Source organism: Yeosuana aromativorans (assembly GCF_014646655.1).
Lineage (GTDB): Bacteria > Bacteroidota > Bacteroidia > Flavobacteriales > Flavobacteriaceae > Yeosuana > Yeosuana aromativorans.
In genome coordinates, this window is sequence record NZ_BMNR01000003.1 from 99,185 (window position 1) to 122,048 (window position 22,864).

Annotated in this window: 16 protein-coding genes and 1 tRNA gene; 11 read left to right on the plus strand and 6 right to left on the minus strand. The window is 35.8% G+C overall.

Going from position 1 to position 22,864, the window contains the following annotated elements:
- Positions 1 to 14 precede the first annotated feature (14 nt).
- The 4 genes from mdxK to IEW94_RS07340 all read right to left on the minus strand — a co-directional run bounded on the left by mdxK (position 15) and on the right by IEW94_RS07340 (position 5,681).
- Positions 15 to 2,321 carry a maltose phosphorylase MdxK gene (gene mdxK / locus IEW94_RS07325; RefSeq protein ID WP_188651538.1) on the minus strand — a complete coding sequence of 769 codons (2,307 nt, stop codon included), beginning with the start codon at positions 2,319 to 2,321 and terminating at the stop codon, positions 15 to 17.
- Positions 2,322 to 2,416: 95 nt separating this feature from the next.
- Positions 2,417 to 3,112: a beta-phosphoglucomutase gene (gene pgmB, locus IEW94_RS07330; RefSeq protein ID WP_188651540.1), complete on the minus strand. Its 696-nt coding sequence runs from the start codon at positions 3,110 to 3,112 to the stop codon at positions 2,417 to 2,419.
- A gap of 3 nt (positions 3,113 to 3,115) precedes the next feature.
- Positions 3,116 to 4,477 carry an MFS transporter gene (locus tag IEW94_RS07335; RefSeq protein WP_188651542.1) on the minus strand — a complete coding sequence of 454 codons (1,362 nt, stop codon included), beginning with the start codon at positions 4,475 to 4,477 and terminating at the stop codon, positions 3,116 to 3,118.
- A gap of 130 nt (positions 4,478 to 4,607) precedes the next feature.
- A complete protein-coding gene (locus tag IEW94_RS07340) occupies positions 4,608 to 5,681 on the minus strand; it encodes a LacI family DNA-binding transcriptional regulator (protein ID WP_188651544.1) in 1,074 nt (357 codons plus the stop codon).
- A 277-nt stretch (positions 5,682 to 5,958) separates the two neighbouring features.
- Between IEW94_RS07340 and IEW94_RS07345 the strand changes: the two genes are divergently transcribed.
- The 5 genes from IEW94_RS07345 to IEW94_RS07365 all read left to right on the plus strand — a co-directional run bounded on the left by IEW94_RS07345 (position 5,959) and on the right by IEW94_RS07365 (position 16,149).
- Entirely contained in the window at positions 5,959 to 8,868 is a 2,910-nt protein-coding gene (locus tag IEW94_RS07345; RefSeq protein ID WP_188651552.1) for a SusC/RagA family TonB-linked outer membrane protein, read from the plus strand.
- Between the two features lie 11 nt (positions 8,869 to 8,879).
- Positions 8,880 to 10,481, plus strand: coding sequence for a RagB/SusD family nutrient uptake outer membrane protein (locus IEW94_RS07350; RefSeq protein WP_188651555.1), 1,602 nt, complete (start codon positions 8,880 to 8,882; stop codon positions 10,479 to 10,481).
- Between the two features lie 15 nt (positions 10,482 to 10,496).
- On the plus strand, positions 10,497 to 11,624 hold the full coding sequence (locus IEW94_RS07355; protein WP_188651556.1) for a SusE domain-containing protein: 1,128 nt from the start codon (positions 10,497 to 10,499) through the stop codon (positions 11,622 to 11,624).
- An 18-nt stretch (positions 11,625 to 11,642) separates the two neighbouring features.
- The gene (locus tag IEW94_RS07360) at positions 11,643 to 13,319 is read left to right on the plus strand and encodes a SusE domain-containing protein (protein ID WP_188651558.1); all 1,677 of its coding nucleotides are present in this window, start codon (positions 11,643 to 11,645) and stop codon (positions 13,317 to 13,319) included.
- Positions 13,320 to 13,386: 67 nt separating this feature from the next.
- Positions 13,387 to 16,149, plus strand: coding sequence for an alpha-amylase family glycosyl hydrolase (locus IEW94_RS07365; protein WP_188651560.1), 2,763 nt, complete (start codon positions 13,387 to 13,389; stop codon positions 16,147 to 16,149).
- A gap of 91 nt (positions 16,150 to 16,240) precedes the next feature.
- Here the strand turns inward: IEW94_RS07365 and IEW94_RS07370 are convergent.
- Positions 16,241 to 16,322 (minus strand) — tRNA-Leu (locus tag IEW94_RS07370).
- 98 nt (positions 16,323 to 16,420) lie between these two features.
- Here IEW94_RS07370 and IEW94_RS07375 point away from each other — a divergent pair.
- The 5 genes from IEW94_RS07375 (at position 16,421) to IEW94_RS07395 (ending at position 21,906) form a co-directional block, all read left to right on the plus strand.
- On the plus strand, positions 16,421 to 17,809 hold the full coding sequence (locus tag IEW94_RS07375; RefSeq protein ID WP_188651562.1) for a dipeptidase: 1,389 nt from the start codon (positions 16,421 to 16,423) through the stop codon (positions 17,807 to 17,809).
- A 180-nt stretch (positions 17,810 to 17,989) separates the two neighbouring features.
- Complete coding sequence (locus tag IEW94_RS07380) at positions 17,990 to 18,850, plus strand: DMT family transporter (protein WP_188651564.1); 861 nt, start codon at positions 17,990 to 17,992, stop codon at positions 18,848 to 18,850.
- Positions 18,851 to 18,924: 74 nt separating this feature from the next.
- Complete coding sequence (locus tag IEW94_RS07385; protein ID WP_188651567.1) at positions 18,925 to 19,290, plus strand: BlaI/MecI/CopY family transcriptional regulator; 366 nt, start codon at positions 18,925 to 18,927, stop codon at positions 19,288 to 19,290.
- Between the two features lie 2 nt (positions 19,291 to 19,292).
- Positions 19,293 to 20,666, plus strand: a complete 1,374-nt coding sequence (locus IEW94_RS07390) for a M56 family metallopeptidase (RefSeq protein ID WP_188651568.1) — start codon at positions 19,293 to 19,295, stop codon at positions 20,664 to 20,666.
- 139 nt (positions 20,667 to 20,805) lie between these two features.
- Positions 20,806 to 21,906, plus strand: coding sequence for a DUF4407 domain-containing protein (locus tag IEW94_RS07395; protein ID WP_188651570.1), 1,101 nt, complete (start codon positions 20,806 to 20,808; stop codon positions 21,904 to 21,906).
- Positions 21,907 to 21,911: 5 nt separating this feature from the next.
- Here IEW94_RS07395 and IEW94_RS07400 read toward each other — a convergent pair whose 3' ends face one another.
- Complete coding sequence (locus IEW94_RS07400) at positions 21,912 to 22,190, minus strand: hypothetical protein (protein WP_188651572.1); 279 nt, start codon at positions 22,188 to 22,190, stop codon at positions 21,912 to 21,914.
- A gap of 236 nt (positions 22,191 to 22,426) precedes the next feature.
- On the opposite strand from IEW94_RS07400, the gene IEW94_RS07405 reads away from it, so the two are divergent.
- Positions 22,427 to 22,861 carry a YybH family protein gene (locus tag IEW94_RS07405; RefSeq protein WP_188651574.1) on the plus strand — a complete coding sequence of 145 codons (435 nt, stop codon included), beginning with the start codon at positions 22,427 to 22,429 and terminating at the stop codon, positions 22,859 to 22,861.
- Positions 22,862 to 22,864 lie beyond the last annotated feature (3 nt).

Below are 22,864 nucleotides of genomic sequence, written 5' to 3' on the forward strand. Positions count from 1 at the left end.
TCAAATTTTATAAATTATACCGTTACTAAACTATTTGGGTGTATAGTCACCAATTTATCATTAACCAAAATGTTTAAAGCGGCTGTTCCGTCCAACTCAAAATGAGTTTCATTCTGGCATACATTCACTTTAAGTATTTGGTTTCTAAAATTAATCTTAAATGAAAAGGTTTTCCATTGTTTTGGTATTTTAGGACTGAATGACAGCACCCCATTTTTAATCCGCATACCCCCAAATCCTTCTACAATACTCATCCAAGTCCCGGCCATACTGGTTATATGAAGCCCTTCATGAACCTCATGGTTATAATCATCTAAATCCAATCTAGAAGTTCGCAAATAAAAGGTATAAGCTTGTTCCATTCTACCCAATTTTGCTGCCTGAATACTGTGAACACAGGGCGACAAAGAGCTTTCATGAACTGTAAATGGTTCATAAAAATCAAAATGGCGTTCCAGTTCCTCGGTGGTAAAATGGTCTTCAAAAAGATAAAAGCCTTGAAGCGTATCTGCTTGTTTAATATATGGCGAACGCAAAATCCTGTCCCAAGACCATTTTTGGTTGATAGGGCGTTGCGATTGATCGAGATCTGCAACCGTTATTAATTCTTTATCCAAAAAGCCATCTTGCTGTAAATAGATGTTATGTTCTTCAGAAAACGGGAAATATAGGTTGTCTGCAACAGCTTTCCATTGTGACAGTTCTGCTTTAGATAGTTTAACCTTATTCATGATTCTTATAAAATCCGAAGGATATTCTGCTTCAATTCTTTCAATATTTTCAACGGCATAATCTATACACCATTTGGCTACATAGTTGGTGTAGAAATTATTATTGACGTTATTTTCATATTCGTTAGGTCCTGTAACACCAAGGATTACATATTGGTTTCTTAGCGTGGAAAACGTAGCGCGTTGGTGCCAGAAACGGGCAATACCTATTAAAACCTCTAAGCCTTTTTCTGGAATATAACTGTAATCTCCCGTATAACGATGATAATTGTAGATAGCAAATGCAATAGCACCATTTCTGTGGATTTCCTCAAAAGTGATTTCCCACTCATTGTGGCACTCTTCTCCATTCATGGTCACCATTGGGTATAATGCCGCTCCGTTTTTAAAGCCCAATTTTTGGGCATTTTCAATGGCTCTGTCTAGATGTCTGTATCTATATTCCAACAAATTTCTAGCAACCTTTTGATCTTTTGTGGCCAAATAAAATGGAATGCAGTATGCTTCCGTATCCCAATAAGTGCTACCACCATATTTTTCTCCCGTAAAGCCTTTAGGACCTATATTCAATTGAGCATCTTTCCCCAAATAAGTTTGATTTAATTGAAAAATGTTAAACCGAATGCCTTGTTGGGCCTTCACATCGCCTTCAATGGTAATATCGGCCATTTCCCAAATTTTGGCCCAAGAATTCTTTTGCAAATCCAAGAGCGCATGAAAGCCCAATTTAGAAACTTCGTTAAGGGTTCGTTTGGCTACTGAACATAATTCTTTTTTATCATGGTTCCTATCTACGGTATAACCTCCAAATTTGGTAAGCGTTAAGGTATCTCCTTTAATCACTTTATTTTGGTACTGAAATTCAATATAATTGTCACGCTCCTCTACTATTTTATCTTGATTTAAAATGGTTCCGTTTAATGATAAATAGGTTTGCATGGAAGTACACACATAAAAATGTGTCTTCATGGTACGCGACATGATAAACGCTTGATTGTCGTCATGTTCAACCGTCAAGACATCCCAAAATTTATCATCCCAATTGGTGTCTTCATTGGTAATGCCACTATCCAAATATGGATAAAATTGTATTTCGGCATCTTTGTTTAGTGGTGTAACATGATATTCTATAGCACCAATCTCATCAATGTCCAGACTTAAAAAACGTTTTGTTTCAACATTGATTTGGGTTTGGTTTTGAAGCGTTGCCTTAAAACTTCTTGACAGCCAACCTTCTTTCATGTTAAGCTCTCTGCGAAAATTTTCAATTTTAAGACAATTGAATAAATCCAGAGCCTCGCCATCAATACTCACGTTGATTCCTATCCAGTTTGGAGCGTTGAGCACTTTGGCAAAATATTCAGGATAGCCATTTTTCCACCAGCCCACTCGTGTTTTATCGGGGTAATACACACCTGCAATGTAGCTTCCTTGGAATGTTGGACCGGAATAGTGTTCTTCAAAATTGGCACGTTGTCCCATGGCACCGTTTCCAATGCTGAATAAACTTTCTGAAGATTTTACCTTGTTGATGTCAAAGCCTTCTTCTATAATTGACCAATTATCTGGTTTTATATAATCTTGATTCATCTGTTGTTCATATTTTTTTATCGGTCAGATGGAACATCCATAAAATTGCCATGTTCGTCCTCAACTTTCTTTTATGGATGTTTCATTTTTAATTTTCAATTATCATTTGTGACATGATTGATTAAATCACTCTTTTTTGAATTGATAAGTTTTTCTAAAAACTCTAAACTTATCTGTGTAAAATCTTTAAATACAAAATCTGCATCCTTTAAAATAGTATGTTCCCCAATGCCAACACTAATCATATTAGCTGAATTTGCAGCTTGTATGCCAGCTAGGGAGTCTTCAAAAACAATACAATTTTCTGGTGTAATGCGGATAGCCTGAGCAGCTATTAAAAACACTTCCGGATCAGGCTTGGCTTTAGTTACATGATTGCCATCTACAATTGTATCAAAATAATGCAACAAGCCTACTTTTTCTAAAATAGGTTGCGCATTTTTACTTGCTGAACCTAGAGCAATTGGTATATTGTTTTCTTTTAGATACTGTAAAGTCTTTTTGACATCAGGAAGAATTTCTGATTCATCCATGTTATCAATATATTCTAAGTAATCGTCATTTTTATCAACCATCCAAGTATCAAATTGCTCTTGTGACGCCTTTATTCCTCCAATATCCAAAAGAATGTTTAAGCACCGTTTTCTGCTTACACCTTTAAACATTTCATTCTGTTCAGGCGTAAATTCAAAACCAAGTTGGTTAGCCAATTTTTTCCATGCCAAATAATGGTACTTAGCAGTATCGACAATAACCCCATCTAAATCGAATATAAATCCTTTTTTACCCATAATTTAATTTTGTACTACATCATCAACATCTTTGACTTTATAGACCAATGCTGCTGCAATTAAAAAGCTAGCACCACTGACCATTAAGGCAAAAATGGCATGGTTGTCATAAGCATACTTAACCAATGGCCCGCCTATTAATGCGTTGATAATTTGTGGAATAACTATAAAGAAATTGAAGATACCCATATACACACCCATTTTTTTGGGAGATATAGATCCTGCTAATATGGCATAGGGCATGGCCAAAATACTGGACCAAGCAATACCAACACCAATCATAGATAGAATGAGCCAGTTTTTATCTGGCATAATATAAATGGACAGCAAACCTAATCCTCCAATAATCAGTGACGTGGCATGGGTTCGTTTTCTACCTAATTTTTTAGCAATATAAGGTAATGCAAATGCGTAGAATGCTGATACGAGATTGTAAACCCCAAACAAAACGCCCACCCAATCACCAGCATCTTGGTATAGCGAACTGCTGCTATCTGTATAAGCCAAGCCATACATATGCTGTGCAATGGCCGGTGTTGCAAAGACCCACATACCAAATAGCCCAAACCAAGAAAAAAATTGCACCCAACTTAATTGGCGCATGGTAACAGGCATTTTCTTGAAATCGTCAAAAATGTCAAATAAGCTGGATTTGTGTTCTTCGCCATCTTTTTTCAAGGCATCTGTATGCGCTTGCTCATCTTCAAAACTTGCAAGTTCTTCAGGCGAATATTCTTTTGTGGACAAAACAGTTACTAAAATGGAGATTATCAGTATAACAGCACCAATAATAAACGATAAGATCAAGTTAAAAGGAACTTCTCCTTCAACAGTTCTGTTGGAAACACCAAACCAATTGGTTAAAGCATAGGGAAGCCAAGAACCAACAACAGCGCCAAAACCTATTAAGGCAGTTTGAACACTAAACCCTAATGTGCGTTGGTCTGTTCTAAGATTATCCCCAACCAAAGCCCGGAACGGTTCCATGGCAATGTTAAAGGAAGCATCCATAATCATAAGCATACCTGCACCAACCCACAAGGCTGGCAAAAACGCTATAAAAATGTCGGCCTGAGGCATTAAAATCAAACCGATTGATGCCAAGAGAGCGCCCGTTAAAAAATAAGGTTTTCTTCTACCAAAGCGCCCCCAAGTTTTGTCGCTGTAATGACCAATTATGGGTTGAACTATAAGCCCCATAAGTGGTGCTATAATCCAAAACCAAGATAGCTCATCTACATCAGCTCCAAAAATTTGAAGAATTCTACTTGCGTTGGCATTTTGAAGGGCAAAACCCATTTGGATTCCCAAGAATCCGAAACTCATGTTCCAGATTTCCCAGAAACTCAGTCTACGCTTTTCCATAAATAGTAAAGTTTAATTATTACTATTTTGATAAGCATATTACTTATCAAAACTTATTTCTGAGAAGTGAAAATATAAGTTTTGATTTGGGTCAAAGATAAAAAATAATTTTATGTATCCTAATAATTTTTTATTTCGTAGATTCTCTTTCTATTAATTCTGTTTCAATGACCACCGTTTTAAAATCCATATCTATTTCATTTTCATCCACATACACGTCGTCCTCTTCATCATCAAGTTCCAACCTATCAATGAGTAAGTTAGCTGCCTGCTCGCCCATTTTTTGGCCATGTTGGCTTACGGTTGTTAAACTTGGCCTGGCGTGTTTTGACAAAACGCCATCGGTAAATCCAATGACCTGAATATCTTCCGGAATTCTAAAATCAAGTTTCCTTGCCACTTTCATGGCCGTTACCGCATACAGCTCATTAACTGCAAAAATACCATCAATTTTGTCGTTGTTTTTAAAGAATTGTTCAATTTCCCGTTCTAAAATATCGAGATGTTCTTCAAGCGCTAGACTGTCATCCAGTTTTAAAATCAAACTCGCTTTAGGATTTATTCGATGATCTTCCAAGGCCTTCAAATACCCCTGCGTTCTTAACTTTCCAACACTCACATAATCCATGGTTGTAATGAGTGCTATGTTTTTACAGCCTGTTGCAATCAATTTTTTTACAGCATTGATAGAGCCTTTGTAGTCATCCACTATGACTTTATCACAATCCACCTCGTTGATGACCCTGTCAAACATCACTATTGGAATACCTTGGCTTATGGTTTCCTTAAAATGGTGGTAATCCTGCTGTAACAATGTTTCTTTGGAAATGGATAAAATAAACCCGTCAATGCTACCATTGGCAAGCATTTCCATATTGATGACCTCTTTACTGAAGGACTCATTAGACAACCCAATAATAACATTATAGCCTCTTTTGTTAGCTACAATCTCAATCCCACGAATGACCGTAGAAAAAAAATGATGGACAATTTCCGGGATCAAAATCCCTATGGTTTTGGTTTTCTTGTTTTTTAAACTCAGTGCAATATTATTGGGCCTGTAGTTGTAAAACTTGGCAAAGGCTTGAATCTTTTGCCGTGTTTCTTCTCCAATTTCCTTACTATTGCTTAAGGCGCGTGAAACTGTTGAAATGGAGACATCCAGTTCTTTGGCTATTTGTTTTAGAGTTACTTTTCGTTTCATAAGTTCCTATAAAAAATGTAACTAAACTTACATCTTAGGGGTGGATTTTTAGTTTAGCTAATTTAATGTTTTTCTTTGGATTTATTGGGAAAACATGAAAGTTGTCAACACGCAAACGTTTCCGTTACGGATTTCGTAAAAGTTGTCAACACGAAAACGTTTGCGTTGCGGATATCATAAAATTTTCTTAAAAGTTTACATTAAGTTTACGATGTTTTTACATGAGAAGTGAAAATATAACAAACTAATTTTTAATACACTAATTCAAAAGTATTGTATGAAAACAACTGTAAACAGCTTACTGTTTTTCTTATTCTTAGTCCCAATTTGCATATTTGGACAAACAACATTAAAAGGAACGGTAACAGAACAATCAACATCAATACCGCTTCCGGGGGTGAATGTCATTATTAAAGGCACATCAACTGGAACGGCAACGGATTTTGATGGTAATTATCAAATCAACGTAAAAAACGGAGATGTATTAGTATTTTCTTATGTAGGATACAAATCAACCGAAATTACGTATACTGGGCAACTTACATTAGATGTTGCACTTGAAGAGAATGCTGCCCAATTAAACGAGGTAGTTATTATTGGTTATGGATCGACAACCAAAAAAGACGCAACAGGCTCAGTAGAATCCATTACTGAGAAAGATTTTACAAAGGGTAACATTGTGACTCCTGAAAATTTATTAAGCGGTCGAATTGCTGGTGTAAGCATTACTACCAGTGGAGCACCAGGTTCCGGATCTCAAATTAAAATTCGTGGTGGATCTTCCATTAACGCATCCAACGACCCACTTATCATAATTGACGGATTACCTATTGACAATAATGGAGTAAGCGGATCTAGAGGGGTTTTAGCAAGTATCAACCCTAACGACATTGATTCGTTTTCTGTTTTAAAAGATGCCTCTGCAACGGCCATTTACGGGTCAAGAGCATCAAACGGGGTAATCATCATTGTTACTAAAAAGGGGAAATCAACTTTTAGTGCCACTTATGATGCTCAGTTTAGCTTTGGAGAGCTAACAGATAGAATAGATGTGTTTTCTGCAAGTGAATTTAGACAACTTGTAAATTCACAACCTATTAATGGCACAACAATGAACACAAGTTTATTAGGTGCTGCCAGTACAGATTGGCAAAATGAAATTTTTAGAAACACATTTTCCAATCAGCACAATGTATCTTTACAAGGAGCGCTTTTTAAAGCCCTTCCTGCGAGGTTCTCGTTTGGGGTTACCAATCAACAAGGAGCTTTATTGACTTCAAAATTTGAACGAAGAAACTTGAGTTTAGCTTTAAACCCAACGTTTTTTGATAATCATTTGAAAGTGAATTTAAACGCAAACCTATCTTATGAAGATAACAGGTTTGGAGATTCAGGTCAAATTGGGGCCGCCATACATTACGACCCAACCCAGCCTATATATGATCCAGCCTCTCCTTTTGGTGGTTACTATCAACATAGAAATGGAAACATTCTATTACTTGGTACTACCAACCCAGTGGCATCATTACTTCAAACTAACAATACAGGTGATTCAAACAGAACTTATGGCAATTTAAACTTTGATTACAAATTCCATTTTTTACCTGAACTAAGAGCCGTATTAAATTTAGGTTATGACGAAACAGAAGCAAAAACCATAAATTATACATCAACTTTAGTTCCCACAAACGATCCTGTAAAAGGAAATTCATCAAGAGGTTTTCAAACAAGAACCAATAAATTATTAGATGGATATTTAACGTACAATAAGGAATTCAATAAGGTAAGAACAGAATTGACCGCAGGTTACTCTTATCAGCAATTCACTAACAGTGGAAGTAACACAGGAAACATGAGAGATCCTGGAAGTTTTCCTTCAACATTTGCTGACCCTAATGTGGTGTTGATTGGTTTCTTTGGTAGAGCAAACCTAACCTTTTTAGATAAATACTTATTGACACTTACCTACAGACGTGACGGCACATCTCGTTTTAGCAAAGACAATCAGTGGGGTGACTTCCCTGCAGCTGCAGTAGCTTGGAACATAAGTGATGAGGATTTCTTGAAAGATTCCAAAGTCATTTCCAACTTGAAGCTTAGAGCTGGTTATGGTATTACAGGTCAACAAGCTGTAAACGAAAAAGACATTTTCTTAAATCGTTACAGAGGTGGCGATGCCAACTCACAATACCAATTTAACAATCAAGTTATTAATTCATTAATTGCTTCAGAAATTAACCCTAACTTAAAATGGGAAGAAACAGCAACTATTGAATTTGGTATTGACTACGGATTGTTCAATGAAAGACTGTCTGGCTCACTAAACTTTTTCCAAAAAAATTCTACTGACTTGTTATTTACAGCATCAGTAGCAGATGGAACAAACTTTTCAAACAGTATCATCCAAAACATTGGTGAGTTACAAATTCAAGGTATAGAGTATTCATTAAATGCCGATGTTGTTAAACAAGATGATTTTAATGTAAACTTTAACTTCAACGCAACCTTTTTAGATAGAAAAATCAAAAAGCTAGCTCTTGGACAAGATGTTAGAACAGGAGGTATTGCAGGTGGTACCGGAAACAACATTCAGTTATTAAGAGAAGGTGAAGCACCGAACTCATTTAGTGTGTTTAAACAATTATATGACGTATCTGGAAACCCAATAGAAGGTGCTTATGTGGATTTAAATGGTGACAACATCATCAATGATGATGACCGTTACTTAAAAGAAAGTCCAGGTGCCAACGTGATTTTAGGATTTCAAGCCAACATCGATTACAAAAACTTTGATTTAGCATTCAATTTAAGAGCCAACTTAGGAAATTATGTTTACAACAACGTAAACTCTTCCAATGCTCAATATGAGAGAATACAAGACAATGCTGTGTTGGCCAATCTACCAAAATCAGTATTAAACACCAATTTCCAAAGAACATCTGATGTCATTATTTCAGATATCTATTTAGAAGACGCTTCGTTCCTTAAAATGGATAATATCACACTTGGATATACTTTTAACAACATAACTAAAGATTTGAAAAGTATACGCTTGTGGGCTGGAGTTCAAAATGTGTTTACTATAACTAATTATAGTGGATTGGACCCAGAAGTCTTTGACGGTATTGACAACTTGATTTACCCAAGATCAAGAAACGTTTTAGTTGGAGCTAATTTTAAATTTTAAAAAAATAAACTATGAAAACAAGATTTAAAATATATAAAACACTAGGTTTTGTAATACTTTTTATCGCTACAATAACATCTTGTACAAACGATTTAAATATTACACCTAAAGATGATCAAACTGTTTTAAGTGAAGATCTTTTTAAAGATGAAACCGCTTACAAACAAGTTTTGGCTGGTATATATGCGAATTTAGCATTAACCGGAACCGATGGTGCAGGAAGCTCAAACCTTAAAAACATTGATGCTGGTACCAGTCAATTTGGACGTGTACTTTTATATGTGCAAACGCTTTCTGCAGATCAAATGATTTGGTCTTATGAAAACGACCCAGGTACCAGAGAAATCCAACGTAATATTTGGACCGCTCAAAACCCATTGTTATTAGGTATGTTCAGTAGAGCACATCTTTCAATTGCATTGGCCAATAACTTTTTAAGAGAGACCACTGATGCAAAACTGGACGAAAGAAACGTGTCTGCATCTGTTAGAAGCGACATGCCAGCTTACAGAGCTGAATCTCGATTGATGAGAGCCATGGCTTACTATTACATGATGGATATCTTTGGAAAAGCAAATTTTGTTACTGAAGATGACCCTCTTAATTCTCAACCTCCAGTTTATGGCAGAGCCGAGTTGTTCTCATTTATAGAATCAGAATTAAAAGATATTGATACTGATTTGGTAGATGCCAGACAAAATGAATACGGCCGTGCTGATAAAGCAGTAGCGTATATGATTTTAGCCAAAATATATTTAAACGCTCAAGTTTATATAGGTGAAGATCATTATTCAGATTGTATTACTTACTGCAACAAAATAATTGGAAGCGGTTATACACTAGCATCTAATTATCTCTATAATTTTATGGCTGACAACAATACCAACGATGCTAAAAATGAAATTATTTTTCCAATTATTTCAGACGGTTTAACCACCCAAAACTATGGCCCAACAACAGTTATGATCAATGGTTCTGTAGGCAGTATTGAGCAAAACGGAACAGAAGTTGGTGTGAGCCAAGGTGGCTGGGGAGGCGCCTTAAGGGTAAGAAAACAATTTGCCAATCTTTGGGGAGCTGCCTTTGCTAATGATGACAGAAACACAATTATCTCTGATGGCCGTTCAATAGACATTACTGATATTTCTGATAAAGATTCAGGTTATATTGTTCAAAAGTATTCAAATGCAACCTCTACTGGTGGCTTTGGGGTTGATCAAACATTTGTAGATACAGATTTCCCTTTATTTAGATTAGCCGATGTATATTTAATGTATGCTGAAGCCTTTTTAAGAGGTGGTGGTGGTGACCAAGCAACTGCTGTTGGTTATATCAATGCACTTAGAACCAGAGCCCATAACCCAAATACAATAACCTCAAGTGATTTAACGCTAGATTTTATTCTTGACGAAAGAGCTAGAGAACTGTATTGGGAAGCTCATAGAAGACAAGATTTGATACGATTTGGTAAATTCACTGGTGGCAACTACAACTGGGCATGGAAAGGCAACGGTAGCAATGGTATTTCACTTCCATCTTACTTTAACTTGTACCCTATACCTACAGCAAGTATGGCTGCAAACCCAAATTTAACTCAAAACCCAGGGTATTAATAAAAAATGATCAAAATGAAAAATTTGAAAAACATATCAATTTTAATGCTAACAGCATTTGCTTTCTTGCTGGTTAGTTCATGTGATGATACTACAGATAAGTTTGTGGTGTCTGAAACAAGCCCAGTTACATTATCTGAATTAGCAATATCAGATATAGAGCTAGATGCAGCTAACACTAACAACCCTGCTATAACTTTTAACTGGACTGAAGCAGATTATGGACAACAAGCTTCTGTTAATTACTCATTAGAGATATCTGCTGATGATTCATTTACAAATAGCGTAATTCCAGCTACTGTAAACGGAAACAACACCATTACACTTTCGGTTAGTGAATTAAACGCTGCCGCGGGGAACGCTGGTTTGAATCCGTTTGAATGGGCAACACTTTATGCTAGGGTTGTATCTAACATAGGAACGCAAAATGGATTACCTGTACCTTCAAACAGTATTAGTTTTAATGTATATCCATACTTTAACTATGTATTTAATGATTATTATCTAGTTGGAAATGCTACTCCTGATAATTGGAACAACAACGCAAACAATACGCCTTTATTTAGAGATAGTGAAAACCCTAATTTATTTCACTTTACAGGATATTTTAAAGGATCAAATGGAGATTACAATTCAGGAAGATTTAAAGTTCTTGAAACCAGAGGTTTATGGCAGCCACAATGGGGCGTGACAGATAACGAAGGGAGTGACGATATTAAAACTTCTGGAGGTATAGCCGGAAATCCAGGCACACAAAGTAATGACCCTGGTCGTTTTGGGGTCCCAACAGACGGGTATTATACATTTACAATAGACTTCTCAACAAAAACATACACAACTCAACCTTTTGATGCATCGGGTATTACAAGTCCTGCTTCTATATCTATTCAGGGGTCAAGTGTTGGAACAACCGCAATGACACCACTTGCGTTTGATGGACATATATGGTATGCAACTGGTTTGCATTTAACGCCTGGAGATGTTACATTTTTAGCTGACTCAGCTACTATGGGAAGCACTACATCCTTTTCAGGTGTTGCAATTGTTGATGGCGGTTCTATTCCTGTAATTGTAGAAGATGATTATGATGTTTGGTATGACGATTTAAATGGTCGTTATATCATGATTCCATTGAATTTATAATCCTTTAAAAAAAAGAACATGAAAAAATATATTAAAAAAATAAGCTTTTTTCTGCTTGCATTCTCACTTGTTTTTGTGAGTTGCAATACTGAACAAAGTTTTCAGATTACATCACCAGATCCTGCTTTTACTTTACAAGAGCCTGGTATAAGCAGTGTGTTTTTAAACTTTAGTTTACCTGCAAATAATGCCTTCACAATTTCTTGGAATGATGAAGTTACAGGAAGTGGGTCATATGATGTTGAAATGTCGCTTGATGATGCTTTTACATCACCAGTGAGCCTTGGTACTGTAGACAACAACTCTTTTTCAATTAGCGTTGAAGACCTAAATACAGCTATTAGAAATGCAGGAGCGACAACATTTAGAGATATCGCCATTTACATTCGTGTAAAAGGCGGAAGCACTTACAGTAACACTATTTTATATTTAGTAACAACCTATCCACTAAATGCACCTATATTCACTAATCCTGGCAATAGTGATTCTTTTTCATTATCAATTGCAAATAATAAAGTAGAAGCTGTAAATGTTCAATGGGAAGATTCAGTTTTGGAATCTACTTTGGGGGTTGATGTTGTTTATTTCTTGGAGGGAGGAACTGCAGGATCAGATTTTGCCAATCCTATTGATATGGGGAAAGTCACTAATGACAATAGTCTTTCATTGACAAATTCTCAATTAAATAATGCTGCAATATCTAGCGGAATCTTACCAGATACTACTGGTGATTTAGATTTGAGAATTAGATCAGTCATCACAGATCAAAATTCTGGAAGTGTATTGGAGAGAATTTCAGATAAAGTTACTATTACTGTTACAACATATCTTACTGTTTTGGATTTATCTACAAACTGGGGTGTTGTTGGAGAAGTAACAGGTTGGGGTGGATCTCCAGATTTACCTTTCTGGACTACTGACATTGATGGCGTTTTAGTTGCTTATGTTAATTTGCCTGTCGGTGAAATTAAGTTTAGAGAAAACATGGCTTGGGACAATAATTATGGTGATAATGGAGCTGATGGAACACTAGATAGCGGTGGCGCTAATATTGTCATTTCAACTGCAGGTGATTATAAAATAACTATGGATTTGAATAATCTTACTTATACTATTGAACCATTTTCTTTGGGAATTGTAGGAGGAGCATATAATGAATGGGGAGCAACTCCAGACTTTAAGTTAGAGTATGATCAATATTCAGATGTGTTCAGAGGAATTGTGACTTTATTAGATGGTGAAATGAAGTTTAGATTAAATAATGCTTGGGCCACCAATTGGGGTGATGATGGTGCTGATGGCACACTTGACCCAGGTGGTGCAAATATTGTAGTCACTGCCGGAATTTATATTGCAACAGTTAATCTTAACGATAACACATATACTCTAGAACCTATTGACTATGTCTGGGGGCTTGTTGGGGGAGCTTATAATGAATGGGGAGCAACTCCAGACGCTCAGTTTACAAGAGATTGGTCAAGACCATTTGATGATATTTGGATTCTTAACAATGTTACATTAATTGATGGTGAGTATAAATTTAGAGCAAATAACAGTTGGGATGTTAACTATGGAGATGATGGAGCTGACGGCACTTTAGAAGCTGGTGGAGCCAATATTGTTGCTGTAGCGGGTACATATTCATTTGTATTGGATTTTTCAGATCCAGCTCATCCAACATATACAATAAATTAATTTTAACATAAATCTCTTCAAGGGCTATCTCATGAGGTAGCCCTTGATTGTTTCTAAAAGTAATGTTATGAAAAAACTTTTTATATTTCTTTTTTTATTAATTGTTTCATTTACCTACTCACAAACAACAACAATTTCACCAGCAATCTCAACGGTTTCTGATATTGTAACAATTACTTTTGATGCTACAGGTTCTCCTTTAGAAGGATATGCGGGAGATGTGTATGCCCATACTGGTGTTTTGACAACAGCATCAGTGGATGATAACGACTGGAAACATGTTATTGGTACTTGGGGAAACAACACGACACAACCTAAATTAACCAGAACTGGCACGAACACCTATGAATTAAAAACAGATCCAAAAAATGTGACCAACTATTATAATATAACAACTGGCGAAGTGGTTACTAATTTAATGTTTGTTTTTAGAAGCAGTGCAACCAGTGGACAACCTCAAACTGGAAATATTAAACTACCCATTTATGCCGCCGGTTTAAACGTGGCCTTTACAAACCCTTCAGATAAAAGCGTTTATAACTTAAATGATAATATTACCATTAGCGCAACATCTAGTATCAATGCCAATTTAGAATTGAAAGTCAATAATGCTTCTGTTCAAACGGCCTCAAACACCACCTCAATTTCAAAATCATACACCTTTACATCTACGGGAAGTTACGCTTTACAGGCAATTGCCACACAAAATAGCGAAACAAAAACCCAGGATATTTCAGTTTATGTAAAAACACTCACTCAAAATCAAACATTACCAACTGGTTTAGAAAACGGATTTAATGATAACGGAGACGGAACGGTCACGTTTGTTTTACAAGCCCCAAATAAAACAGATGTCTTCTTAATTGGTGGTTTTAACAATTGGTCTCTTGATTCTAATTATCAAATGAAAAAAGATGGCGATACATTCTGGCTCACCGTATCTGGTTTAGATCCTGATACAGAATATGCTTATCAATACTATATTGATTATAGCTTAACAGTAGCTGACCCGTATTGTCACAAAATACTAGACCCTGATAACGACCAATATATAACTTCTACCACCTACCCAAACCTGATGGCTTATCCAACAGGTAAAACCACAGGTATTGTTTCTACCTTTAAAATAAATGAAACACCGTATACGTGGCAAACCACTTCGTATACAAAACCTAACGAAGAAAATCTGGTTATCTATGAAATGCTCATCAGGGATTTCACCGAGACAGATTCGTTTCAGGATGCCATGACCCATCTGGATTATTTGCAACAGTTAGGGGTTAATGCCATTGAATTAATGCCTGTTAGTGAATTTGAAGGCAACAATAGTTGGGGCTATAATCCATCCTTTCATGGAGCCTTAGATAAAGCTTATGGTACTCCAAATGATTTGAAGGAATTTGTTGATGCATGCCACCAAAGAGGAATTGCTGTTATTCTGGATGTGGTATATAACCATGCTTTTGGGCAAAGTCCTTTGGTGCAGATGTATTGGGATGCAGTCAACAATAGACCTGCATCAGATAACCCATGGTTAAACCCAGTTGCCAAACATCCTTATAATGTGGGATACGATTTTAATCATGAAAGTTCTTATACCAAAACCTATGTAAAACAAACCCTAAAATATTGGGTTGATGAATTTAAAGTAGACGGTTTTAGGTTCGATTTATCTAAAGGATTTACACAGACCAACAATCCAAGTAATGTTACTGCATGGGGAAATTATGATGCATCAAGAATTGCTATTCTTGAAGATTACGGAAATTATATTTGGACCAATGTCTCATCAAACGAGTATCTTATCTTAGAACATTTTGCGGACAATTCCGAAGAGACCGTTTTGTCCAATTATGGATTTATGCTTTGGGGAAATCTCAACTATAATTTTAATCAAAATACCATGGGATATTCTACGGGCAGTGATGTATCATGGTTATCTTATCAAAGTAGAGGCTGGAACAGTCCACATGTTGTCGGCTATATGGAAAGCCATGATGAAGAACGCTTGATGGTTAAAAATCTAGCTTATGGAAATTCAAGCGGAAGCTATAACGTTAAAGATTTAAGTACCGCTTTAAACAGGCAAGAGGCCGCAAGTGCTATATTTTATGGAATCCCAGGCCCAAAAATGCTTTGGCAATTCGGCGAACTTGGTTATGATAAAAGCATTAACTGTGCCGCCAATATTAATGATGGAAGCTGTAGAACTGATAGAAAACCTGTAGCGTGGACCTTGGGTTATGATTCTGATCCTGATAGACAGGATTTGTACAACGTAACGGCTAAAATGATATCACTAAAAAAACAATTTCCGTCAACTTTTAATACAGACAATTATAGTTTAAATGTTGGAGGACTAGTAAAACGTATTAATTTATACGATAACGCAGGCAACATGGATGTTGTCATTGTGGCCAATTTTGATGTGACCACACAATCAGTAAATCCCAATTTCCCAGCAACTGGAACTTGGTATGAGGCCTTTACCCAAACTTCAATAAATGTGACAAACCCAACGGCCTCATTAAGTCTTCAACCAGGTGAATATAGATTATACTCCCAAAGCCAAAGCTTAGATGTTAAAGAACGTTTAATGAGCAATTCCATTAAAATCTATCCTAATCCAGTAACAAATAGTTTTAAAATCAATAAAACTATAAATAGTTTACAGATTTATGATTTGACCGGGAAACTCATTAAATCATTTAAAGGTGAATTTGGCAAAGAACATCTTTTTAATATTTCAACTTTAAGCAAAGGAATATATATCATTAAAGCCAAAAACAACCAATTAGAAGAAACGTCTTCTAAATTAATCAAGTTTTAAATTTTAGATGTTTTTTTGAAACCTGTCAAGGTTATTAAATATATTAAACAAAAAAAGCTTCTCAATGTCTTGAGAAGCTTTTCCTTTTCAGTGCGGGCGGGGAGACTCGAACTCCCACACCTCGCGGCACTAGATCCTAAGTCTAGCGTGTCTACCAATTCCACCACGCCCGCAAAAGGATTGCAAATATAATCAAGATTTTTAAATTGCAAACATATACGCCCTTAAAAAGCTTCAATTTTATTACTTTTGGCTTAAATCCAAAAAAATAATGAAAAACATTCAATCCTATATTCAAGACCATAAAAAACGATTTTTAAACGAACTTATTGAACTTCTTAAAATACCATCAATAAGTGCAGACTCTGCCTATAAAAATGATGTGTTAAAAACCGCTGAAGCCGTTAAGCATAGTCTTGAAAAAGCAGGTTGCGATGTTGTTGAAATCTGTAAAACCGATGGTAACCCCATTGTTTATGGTGAAAAAACAATTAACCCAAAATTACCTACTGTCTTAGTGTATGGCCATTATGATGTACAACCAGCCGATCCTATTGAATTATGGACCTCGCCACCTTTTGAACCCATCATAAAAAAAACAGACTTACACCCTGAAGGTGCTATTTTTGCACGTGGTGCCTGCGATGACAAAGGACAAATGTACATGCATGTTAAAGCATTGGAATTTATGGTTACAACCAATCAATTGCCTTGTAATGTTAAGTTCATGATTGAAGGTGAAGAGGAAGTGGGCAGCAAAAATCTGGGCACCTTTGTTAAAAACAATCGGGACAAGCTTAAAAATGATGTCATCTTGATTTCCGACACGGGCATGATTGCCAATGATGTACCATCTATAACCACAGGATTGCGTGGATTAAGCTACGTGGAAGTAGAAGTAACCGGACCCAACAGGGATTTACATTCAGGACTTTATGGTGGGGCCGTGGCCAATCCAATCAATATTTTAACCAAAATGATTGCCTCGCTCCATGATGAGAACAATCACATTACCATACCAGGATTTTACGATAAAGTAGAGGAGCTTTCAAAAGAAGAACGCACTGAAATGGCCAAAGCGCCTTTTTCATTGGATGCTTATAAAAAAGCGCTTCAAATCAACGATGTTTATGGTGAACTGGGGTATACAACCAATGAGCGTAATTCAATCAGGCCAACACTGGACGTTAACGGCATATGGGGCGGTTACACTGGTGAAGGTGCCAAAACGGTCATTGCCAGTAAAGCCTTTGCAAAAATTTCCATGCGTTTGGTACCACACCAAGATTGGGAAGAAATCACAGAACTCTTCACAAAACACTTTACAAGCATTGCTCCTGTAGCCGTAACAGTAAAAGTCACACCACACCACGGTGGCCAGGGCTATGTAACGCCCATCGATAATATTGGCTACCAAGCCGCATCAAAAGCCTATCAACAAACCTTTGGAAAAAAACCAATCCCACAACGTAGTGGTGGCAGCATTCCAATAGTAGCCTTGTTTGAAGAGGAATTAAAAAGCAAAACTATCTTGATGGGATTTGGCTTGGATAGCGATGCCATCCACTCACCCAATGAGCACTTTGGGGTGTTCAATTATTTAAAAGGCATCGAAACAATCCCCTATTTTTATAAATATTTTACCGAGCTTTCTAAGTGATTTTTTGGGGTGTTCCCCGCTAAAGCGGGGTCGCGCTTTCCGCACTTCACGGTAGTTTGCTGCAATCGCTAACACAGATAAGTATATAGATGAAACATCCATGACCGGTTTTTAGACACACTTTGGGATGATTATTATGGATGTTCCATGTGCCCATTGAAAAACAATAAAAATAAACACATGAAAAACCAACATACCAGCCATCTTATTGAACTTTTAATAGGAACCCTTTTTATAAGCACTTCAGGTGTTTTGGGTAAATTTATTGATTTGCCAACACCAGTCATTATTTGGTGCCGCTGTGCCTTGGGGGCCTTGTTTTTATATCTGTTTTGCAGATTAAAAAAATTCAACATCACCATAAATTCAAGAAAGGATTTTTCAACAATCTTTTTAAGCTCCCTATTTTTAGGAGTCCATTGGATTACCTATTTCTACGCATTAAAGCTCTCCAATGTGGCTTTGGGGATGTTGTCGCTCTTTACATTTCCTGTGATCACGGCTTTGTTGGAGCCTTTGTTTATAAAAACAAAATTAAACCCTATCCATATTATTTTAGGACTTATTGTCTTAATAGGCATCTATATTCTGGCACCAGAATTCAACTTTGAAAACACACAATTAAAAGGTGTGTTGGTAGGTGTGTTTTCTGCTGTTTGTTACTCATTGCGCAATCTGATATTAAAACAACATGTTGGTCAATATAGTGGAACCTCACTTATGATGTATCAAATTTCAATACTGACCATTGTTTTACTTCCGTTTATGTTTGTTATGGATATTAGTAATATCACCACACAATATCCTTATGTTATTCTGTTAGCCCTGTTAACAACAGCTATCGGCCATTCCATATTCATACACAGCTTAAAGTATTTCTCAGTGAGTACGGCAAGTATCATCAACAGCATACAGCCCATCTTGGGCATTATTATGGCCTTCTTTTTTCTCAATGAAATCCCAACTTGGAATACGTTTTTTGGCGGCTCTTTGATTTTGGCAACCGTTATTATTGAAAGCATTCGATCTAGAAAAGCATAAGTTTTTTTACTCTACATTTGTAGAATTAAAATAATTGTTCTATGTTTGTAGAGTTAATTCTAATAATGTAGAAAATGCAACTGTCAAAAACCGAGGAAGATTTAATGAACTATTTATGGAAACTTGAAAAAGCTTTTATGAAAGATTTACTGGATGCCTATCCAGAACCCAAACCAGCTACAACAACTGTAGCAACGCTTTTAAAAAGAATGACCGATAAAGGTTTTGTGGCTTATAATTTATACGGAAATTCTAGGGAATATTATCCGCTTGTTAAAAAGAAAGATTATTTCTCCAAGCATGTAAACGGTCTTATAAAAAACTTTTTTAATGATAGCGCTTCTCAGTTTGCTTCTTTTTTTACCAAAGAAACCAATCTTACAAAAGAAGAATTGGAAGACCTAAAAACGCTTATAGACAACCAACTTAAAAGCAAATAGACATGGAATTCTATATATTAAAGTCTGGCGTGTGCTTAGCTGTATTTTACAGTTTCTATAAATTATTGTTGGAAAAAGAAAGTTTTCACAACTTTAAGCGGCTTTATTTATTGGCATCTTTAGTCCTAGCATTTACCATTCCTTTAATAACATTTACAGAATATAGAGAGATTATCACTCAAGATTCACCTTTATTTTCTACTGAAATATCTCAAAATGCAACAACAAAAACAACATTGGCAAGTTACTTACCTATTATTTTATGGAGTATTTATGGTTTGGGTGTTTTTCTTTTTGGTTTTAAGTTTTTAAAAAACTTATTGGAGCTAATTATTAAAATTAAACGGAATCCTAAATTTAAAAATGAAAGCCTCATAAATGTTCTGTTACAAGATTTAGTAATTCCTCATACATTTTTCAGTTACATTTTTTTAAATAAACAGAAATTTGAATCGCATCAAATACCTAAAGAAGTGTTGCTACATGAAGAAACCCATGCAAAACAGAAACATAGTATAGATGTGGTGTTTATTGAAATATTCCAAATACTCTTTTGGTTTAATCCGTTCATCTATTTAATAAAGCGTAGCATTAAATTAAACCATGAATTTTTAGCAGACCAATCCGTTTTAAACAAGGGTGTTAAACCTTCCAAATATCAACAAATTTTATTGGCATTCTCATCAAATGCCCCTGAACCTCAATTGGCAAATGCCATTAATTATTCATCAATCAAAAAACGATTTACAATTATGAAAACACAATCATCAAAACAGAGCTTATGGATTAGAAGTTTTATTCTATTACCCTTATTAGCTGTTTTAACCTTTAGTTTTAGCAATAAACAAATTGTAACTAATCAACAAAAAGCCACTGCTAAAGAAATTACTGAATATAACCAACTTGCAAAAAAGTACAATTTAATGTCAGAAAGTGGTGAGTTCATTGTGAAAAAAGAAGAAAAAGAGCGCATAAACTATCTTTATAACAAGATGTCTCTTGCCCAACGGAAAAATGCTGAACCCTTTCCTGTGTTTCCACCTCCACCTCCGCCTCTAGCTCCAACATCTCCCAAAGTGGCGCAAGATGATGTTATTGATCTTCCGCCACCCCCACCACCAGCCCCGATATCATTTAGTGATGAAAAAGTTCCTTCTCCTCTACCTCCACCTCGTCCAAAATCACCTCTTGAGCATGTAAAGGAAATGGCTGATAAAGGCGCAAAATTCTTTTATAATGAAAAACCTATCGACTCTAAAAGGGCCATTGAGCTTTTGGAATCCAATAACAGTCTAAATATTCTTACAAAGCATAGTGATGAAACAGATTTTGTTGTGCACATATCCTCTGAACCAATCGAGATCAAACCAGAATAAAATCATCCTTAAAAAGGATTAGAAAAATATAGTTTTAAAAAAAACAGCCAGGTTTAGCTTGGCTATTTTTTTATCAATTCATGTAACAAATATCAAACTATAACGTTCTAATAGTCAATCAATCAAAATCAATCACGTTATGTTAAAGCAATTCTTCATTATCTGCTCAGGTTCAGATACTGCTATTTTAGAGACCTGTTCTGTTGGCGAACAAAATAAATATGTCGGTATTGGCGCCACCGTTTTTTTTACGGCCATTATGGCTTTTATTGCTGCCAGTTATGCCCTTTACACTGTTTTTGACAATTTATATACTGCTATTTTTTTTGGGTTAATTTGGGGTTTGCTCATTTTTAATTTGGACCGATATATTGTTTCCACTATTAAAAAAACAGGGAATGTCATGGATGAACTCATTCAGGCCTCACCCAGAATTTTACTGGCAATCATCATTGCCGTGGTCATTTCAAAACCATTGGAACTGAAAATTTTTGAAAAAGAAATCAATCAAGTGCTGTTAGAACAAAAAAACGAACTGACACTGGCCAATAAAAACCAAATTGCCGAACAATTCAATCCATCCATTGAAAGCTTAAACAAAGACATAAAATCGTTGCAAGACGAAATCTCTACCAAAGAGAGTGAAGTAAATGCGTTATACAACACCTATATCTCTGAAGCCGAAGGCACAGCCGGTACCAAACTCTTAGGTAAAGGACCCGTTTATAAAGAAAAACGCGAGAAACATGATGCTGCCCTGGCCGAATTGCAACAACTAAAAGCTGAAAACAAAGCCAAAATAGAAGCTGCAGAAAATCAAATAGCGGCTCTTAAAGGTGATTTTGAAACTCAAGTGGTAACCACCCAACCCATCATTAATAATTTTGACGGTTTGATGGCACGTGTCAATGCGCTTGGAAAACTACCTTGGCTACCATCATTTTTTATATTCTTATTGTTTTTGGCAATAGAAACAGCGCCTATTCTGGCCAAATTATTATCGCCCAAAGGATCTTACGACTTTAAACTTGAAGATCAAGAAACGGCCGTGAAAACCAGTGTACTTCAAAATAAAAACCAACGGGAAGCTCTTCTAAAAACAGATTATGCACTTAATGACCGTATTTATAGTGACATTGAAAACGAAGAAGAATTATATGCCTACAAGCGAAAAAAAGCCATAGAAATCATGCAACTTCAAACGGATGCTTTCTATAAACGTCAAAAAAATGCGCTCTAAAAATATTAAGATGCTGTTTGATACTTAAAATGCTCGTAAAGGTCTTTGCATCCTAATCCAATAATAGATAGCTTTTTGTTTTTCAAAATAGCTTCATTATGCAATGCAGCCATAGCATTTACACCATCTCGGTCCATCCACTCAACTTCTTCTATACTGATAGTTAAGGTATTTACGCGTTCAAAAATATGTTTAAATTCTCTATTAAACACATCCATGCTACTTCTGTCAAGAATTCCTTTGATTTTAAAAAAGGTGCTGCTTTGGGTGATTTTTAAGTTCATAATAACATAGTAATTATATTCAACAATACATTTAGGGCTATTAATCAATTGATTACCATATAAATATAAAACAAAAACCATATAGCGGTTCCAATTTTCGACAAAGAGAATTTATCTTTGGATAAAAAAAAATTAGATGTCAAATTAATCGATGATTGACCATTTTTAAAACAAGTTTTTATATTTTTACCCTATAAGTTTAGTTTCAACCTCTGACAAATAATCATTTAAAATCCATGAAAAAATATATTTTAATTATGTGCACCTTGTTACTGGCACAGGTAAGTTTTTCACAATCTTCAGAAAAACAAGATGTTAAAGAAATCAAAGCCGTTCTAAAAGCCCAAAGATTAGCTTGGTCAAAAGATAATATTGAGGAGTTTATGGAGGGTTACTGGAAAAGTGACTCCTTAAAGTTTTATGGAAGCAATGGTGTAACCTACGGTTGGGAAAACACGTTGGAGCGTTATAAAAAAGCCTATCCTAGTGAAGACCATACAGGAACGCTGAGTTTTAAAATCAATGCGGTCACTAAAATTGCGGAAAATGCTTATTATGTTTTGGGCGAATACCATTTAAAGCGAAATGTTGGAAATGCCGATGGTGTTTTCATGTTGGTTTTCAAAAAAATAGATGGTGAATGGAAAATCATTGTGGACACGTCTTGCTAAAAA

Excerpts from the sequence above, each read along its gene's own strand:
- IEW94_RS07340 (WP_188651544.1), bottom strand. The coding sequence starts at position 5,681 with ATGAAACGAAAAGTAACTCTAAAACAAATAGCCAAAGAACTGGATGTC.
- IEW94_RS07390 (WP_188651568.1), top strand. The coding sequence starts at position 19,293 with ATGGAATTCTATATATTAAAGTCTGGCGTGTGCTTAGCTGTATTTTAC.
- IEW94_RS07400 (WP_188651572.1), bottom strand. The coding sequence starts at position 22,190 with ATGAACTTAAAAATCACCCAAAGCAGCACCTTTTTTAAAATCAAAGGA.
- IEW94_RS07345 (WP_188651552.1), top strand. The coding sequence starts at position 5,959 with ATGAAAACAACTGTAAACAGCTTACTGTTTTTCTTATTCTTAGTCCCA.
- IEW94_RS07405 (WP_188651574.1), top strand. The coding sequence starts at position 22,427 with ATGAAAAAATATATTTTAATTATGTGCACCTTGTTACTGGCACAGGTA.
- IEW94_RS07360 (WP_188651558.1), top strand. The coding sequence starts at position 11,643 with ATGAAAAAATATATTAAAAAAATAAGCTTTTTTCTGCTTGCATTCTCA.
- mdxK (WP_188651538.1), bottom strand. The coding sequence starts at position 2,321 with ATGAATCAAGATTATATAAAACCAGATAATTGGTCAATTATAGAAGAA.
- IEW94_RS07350 (WP_188651555.1), top strand. The coding sequence starts at position 8,880 with ATGAAAACAAGATTTAAAATATATAAAACACTAGGTTTTGTAATACTT.
- IEW94_RS07335 (WP_188651542.1), bottom strand. The coding sequence starts at position 4,477 with ATGGAAAAGCGTAGACTGAGTTTCTGGGAAATCTGGAACATGAGTTTC.
- IEW94_RS07365 (WP_188651560.1), top strand. The coding sequence starts at position 13,387 with ATGAAAAAACTTTTTATATTTCTTTTTTTATTAATTGTTTCATTTACC.
- IEW94_RS07385 (WP_188651567.1), top strand. The coding sequence starts at position 18,925 with ATGCAACTGTCAAAAACCGAGGAAGATTTAATGAACTATTTATGGAAA.
- IEW94_RS07375 (WP_188651562.1), top strand. The coding sequence starts at position 16,421 with ATGAAAAACATTCAATCCTATATTCAAGACCATAAAAAACGATTTTTA.
- IEW94_RS07380 (WP_188651564.1), top strand. The coding sequence starts at position 17,990 with ATGAAAAACCAACATACCAGCCATCTTATTGAACTTTTAATAGGAACC.
- IEW94_RS07355 (WP_188651556.1), top strand. The coding sequence starts at position 10,497 with ATGAAAAATTTGAAAAACATATCAATTTTAATGCTAACAGCATTTGCT.
- pgmB (WP_188651540.1), bottom strand. The coding sequence starts at position 3,112 with ATGGGTAAAAAAGGATTTATATTCGATTTAGATGGGGTTATTGTCGAT.
- IEW94_RS07395 (WP_188651570.1), top strand. The coding sequence starts at position 20,806 with ATGTTAAAGCAATTCTTCATTATCTGCTCAGGTTCAGATACTGCTATT.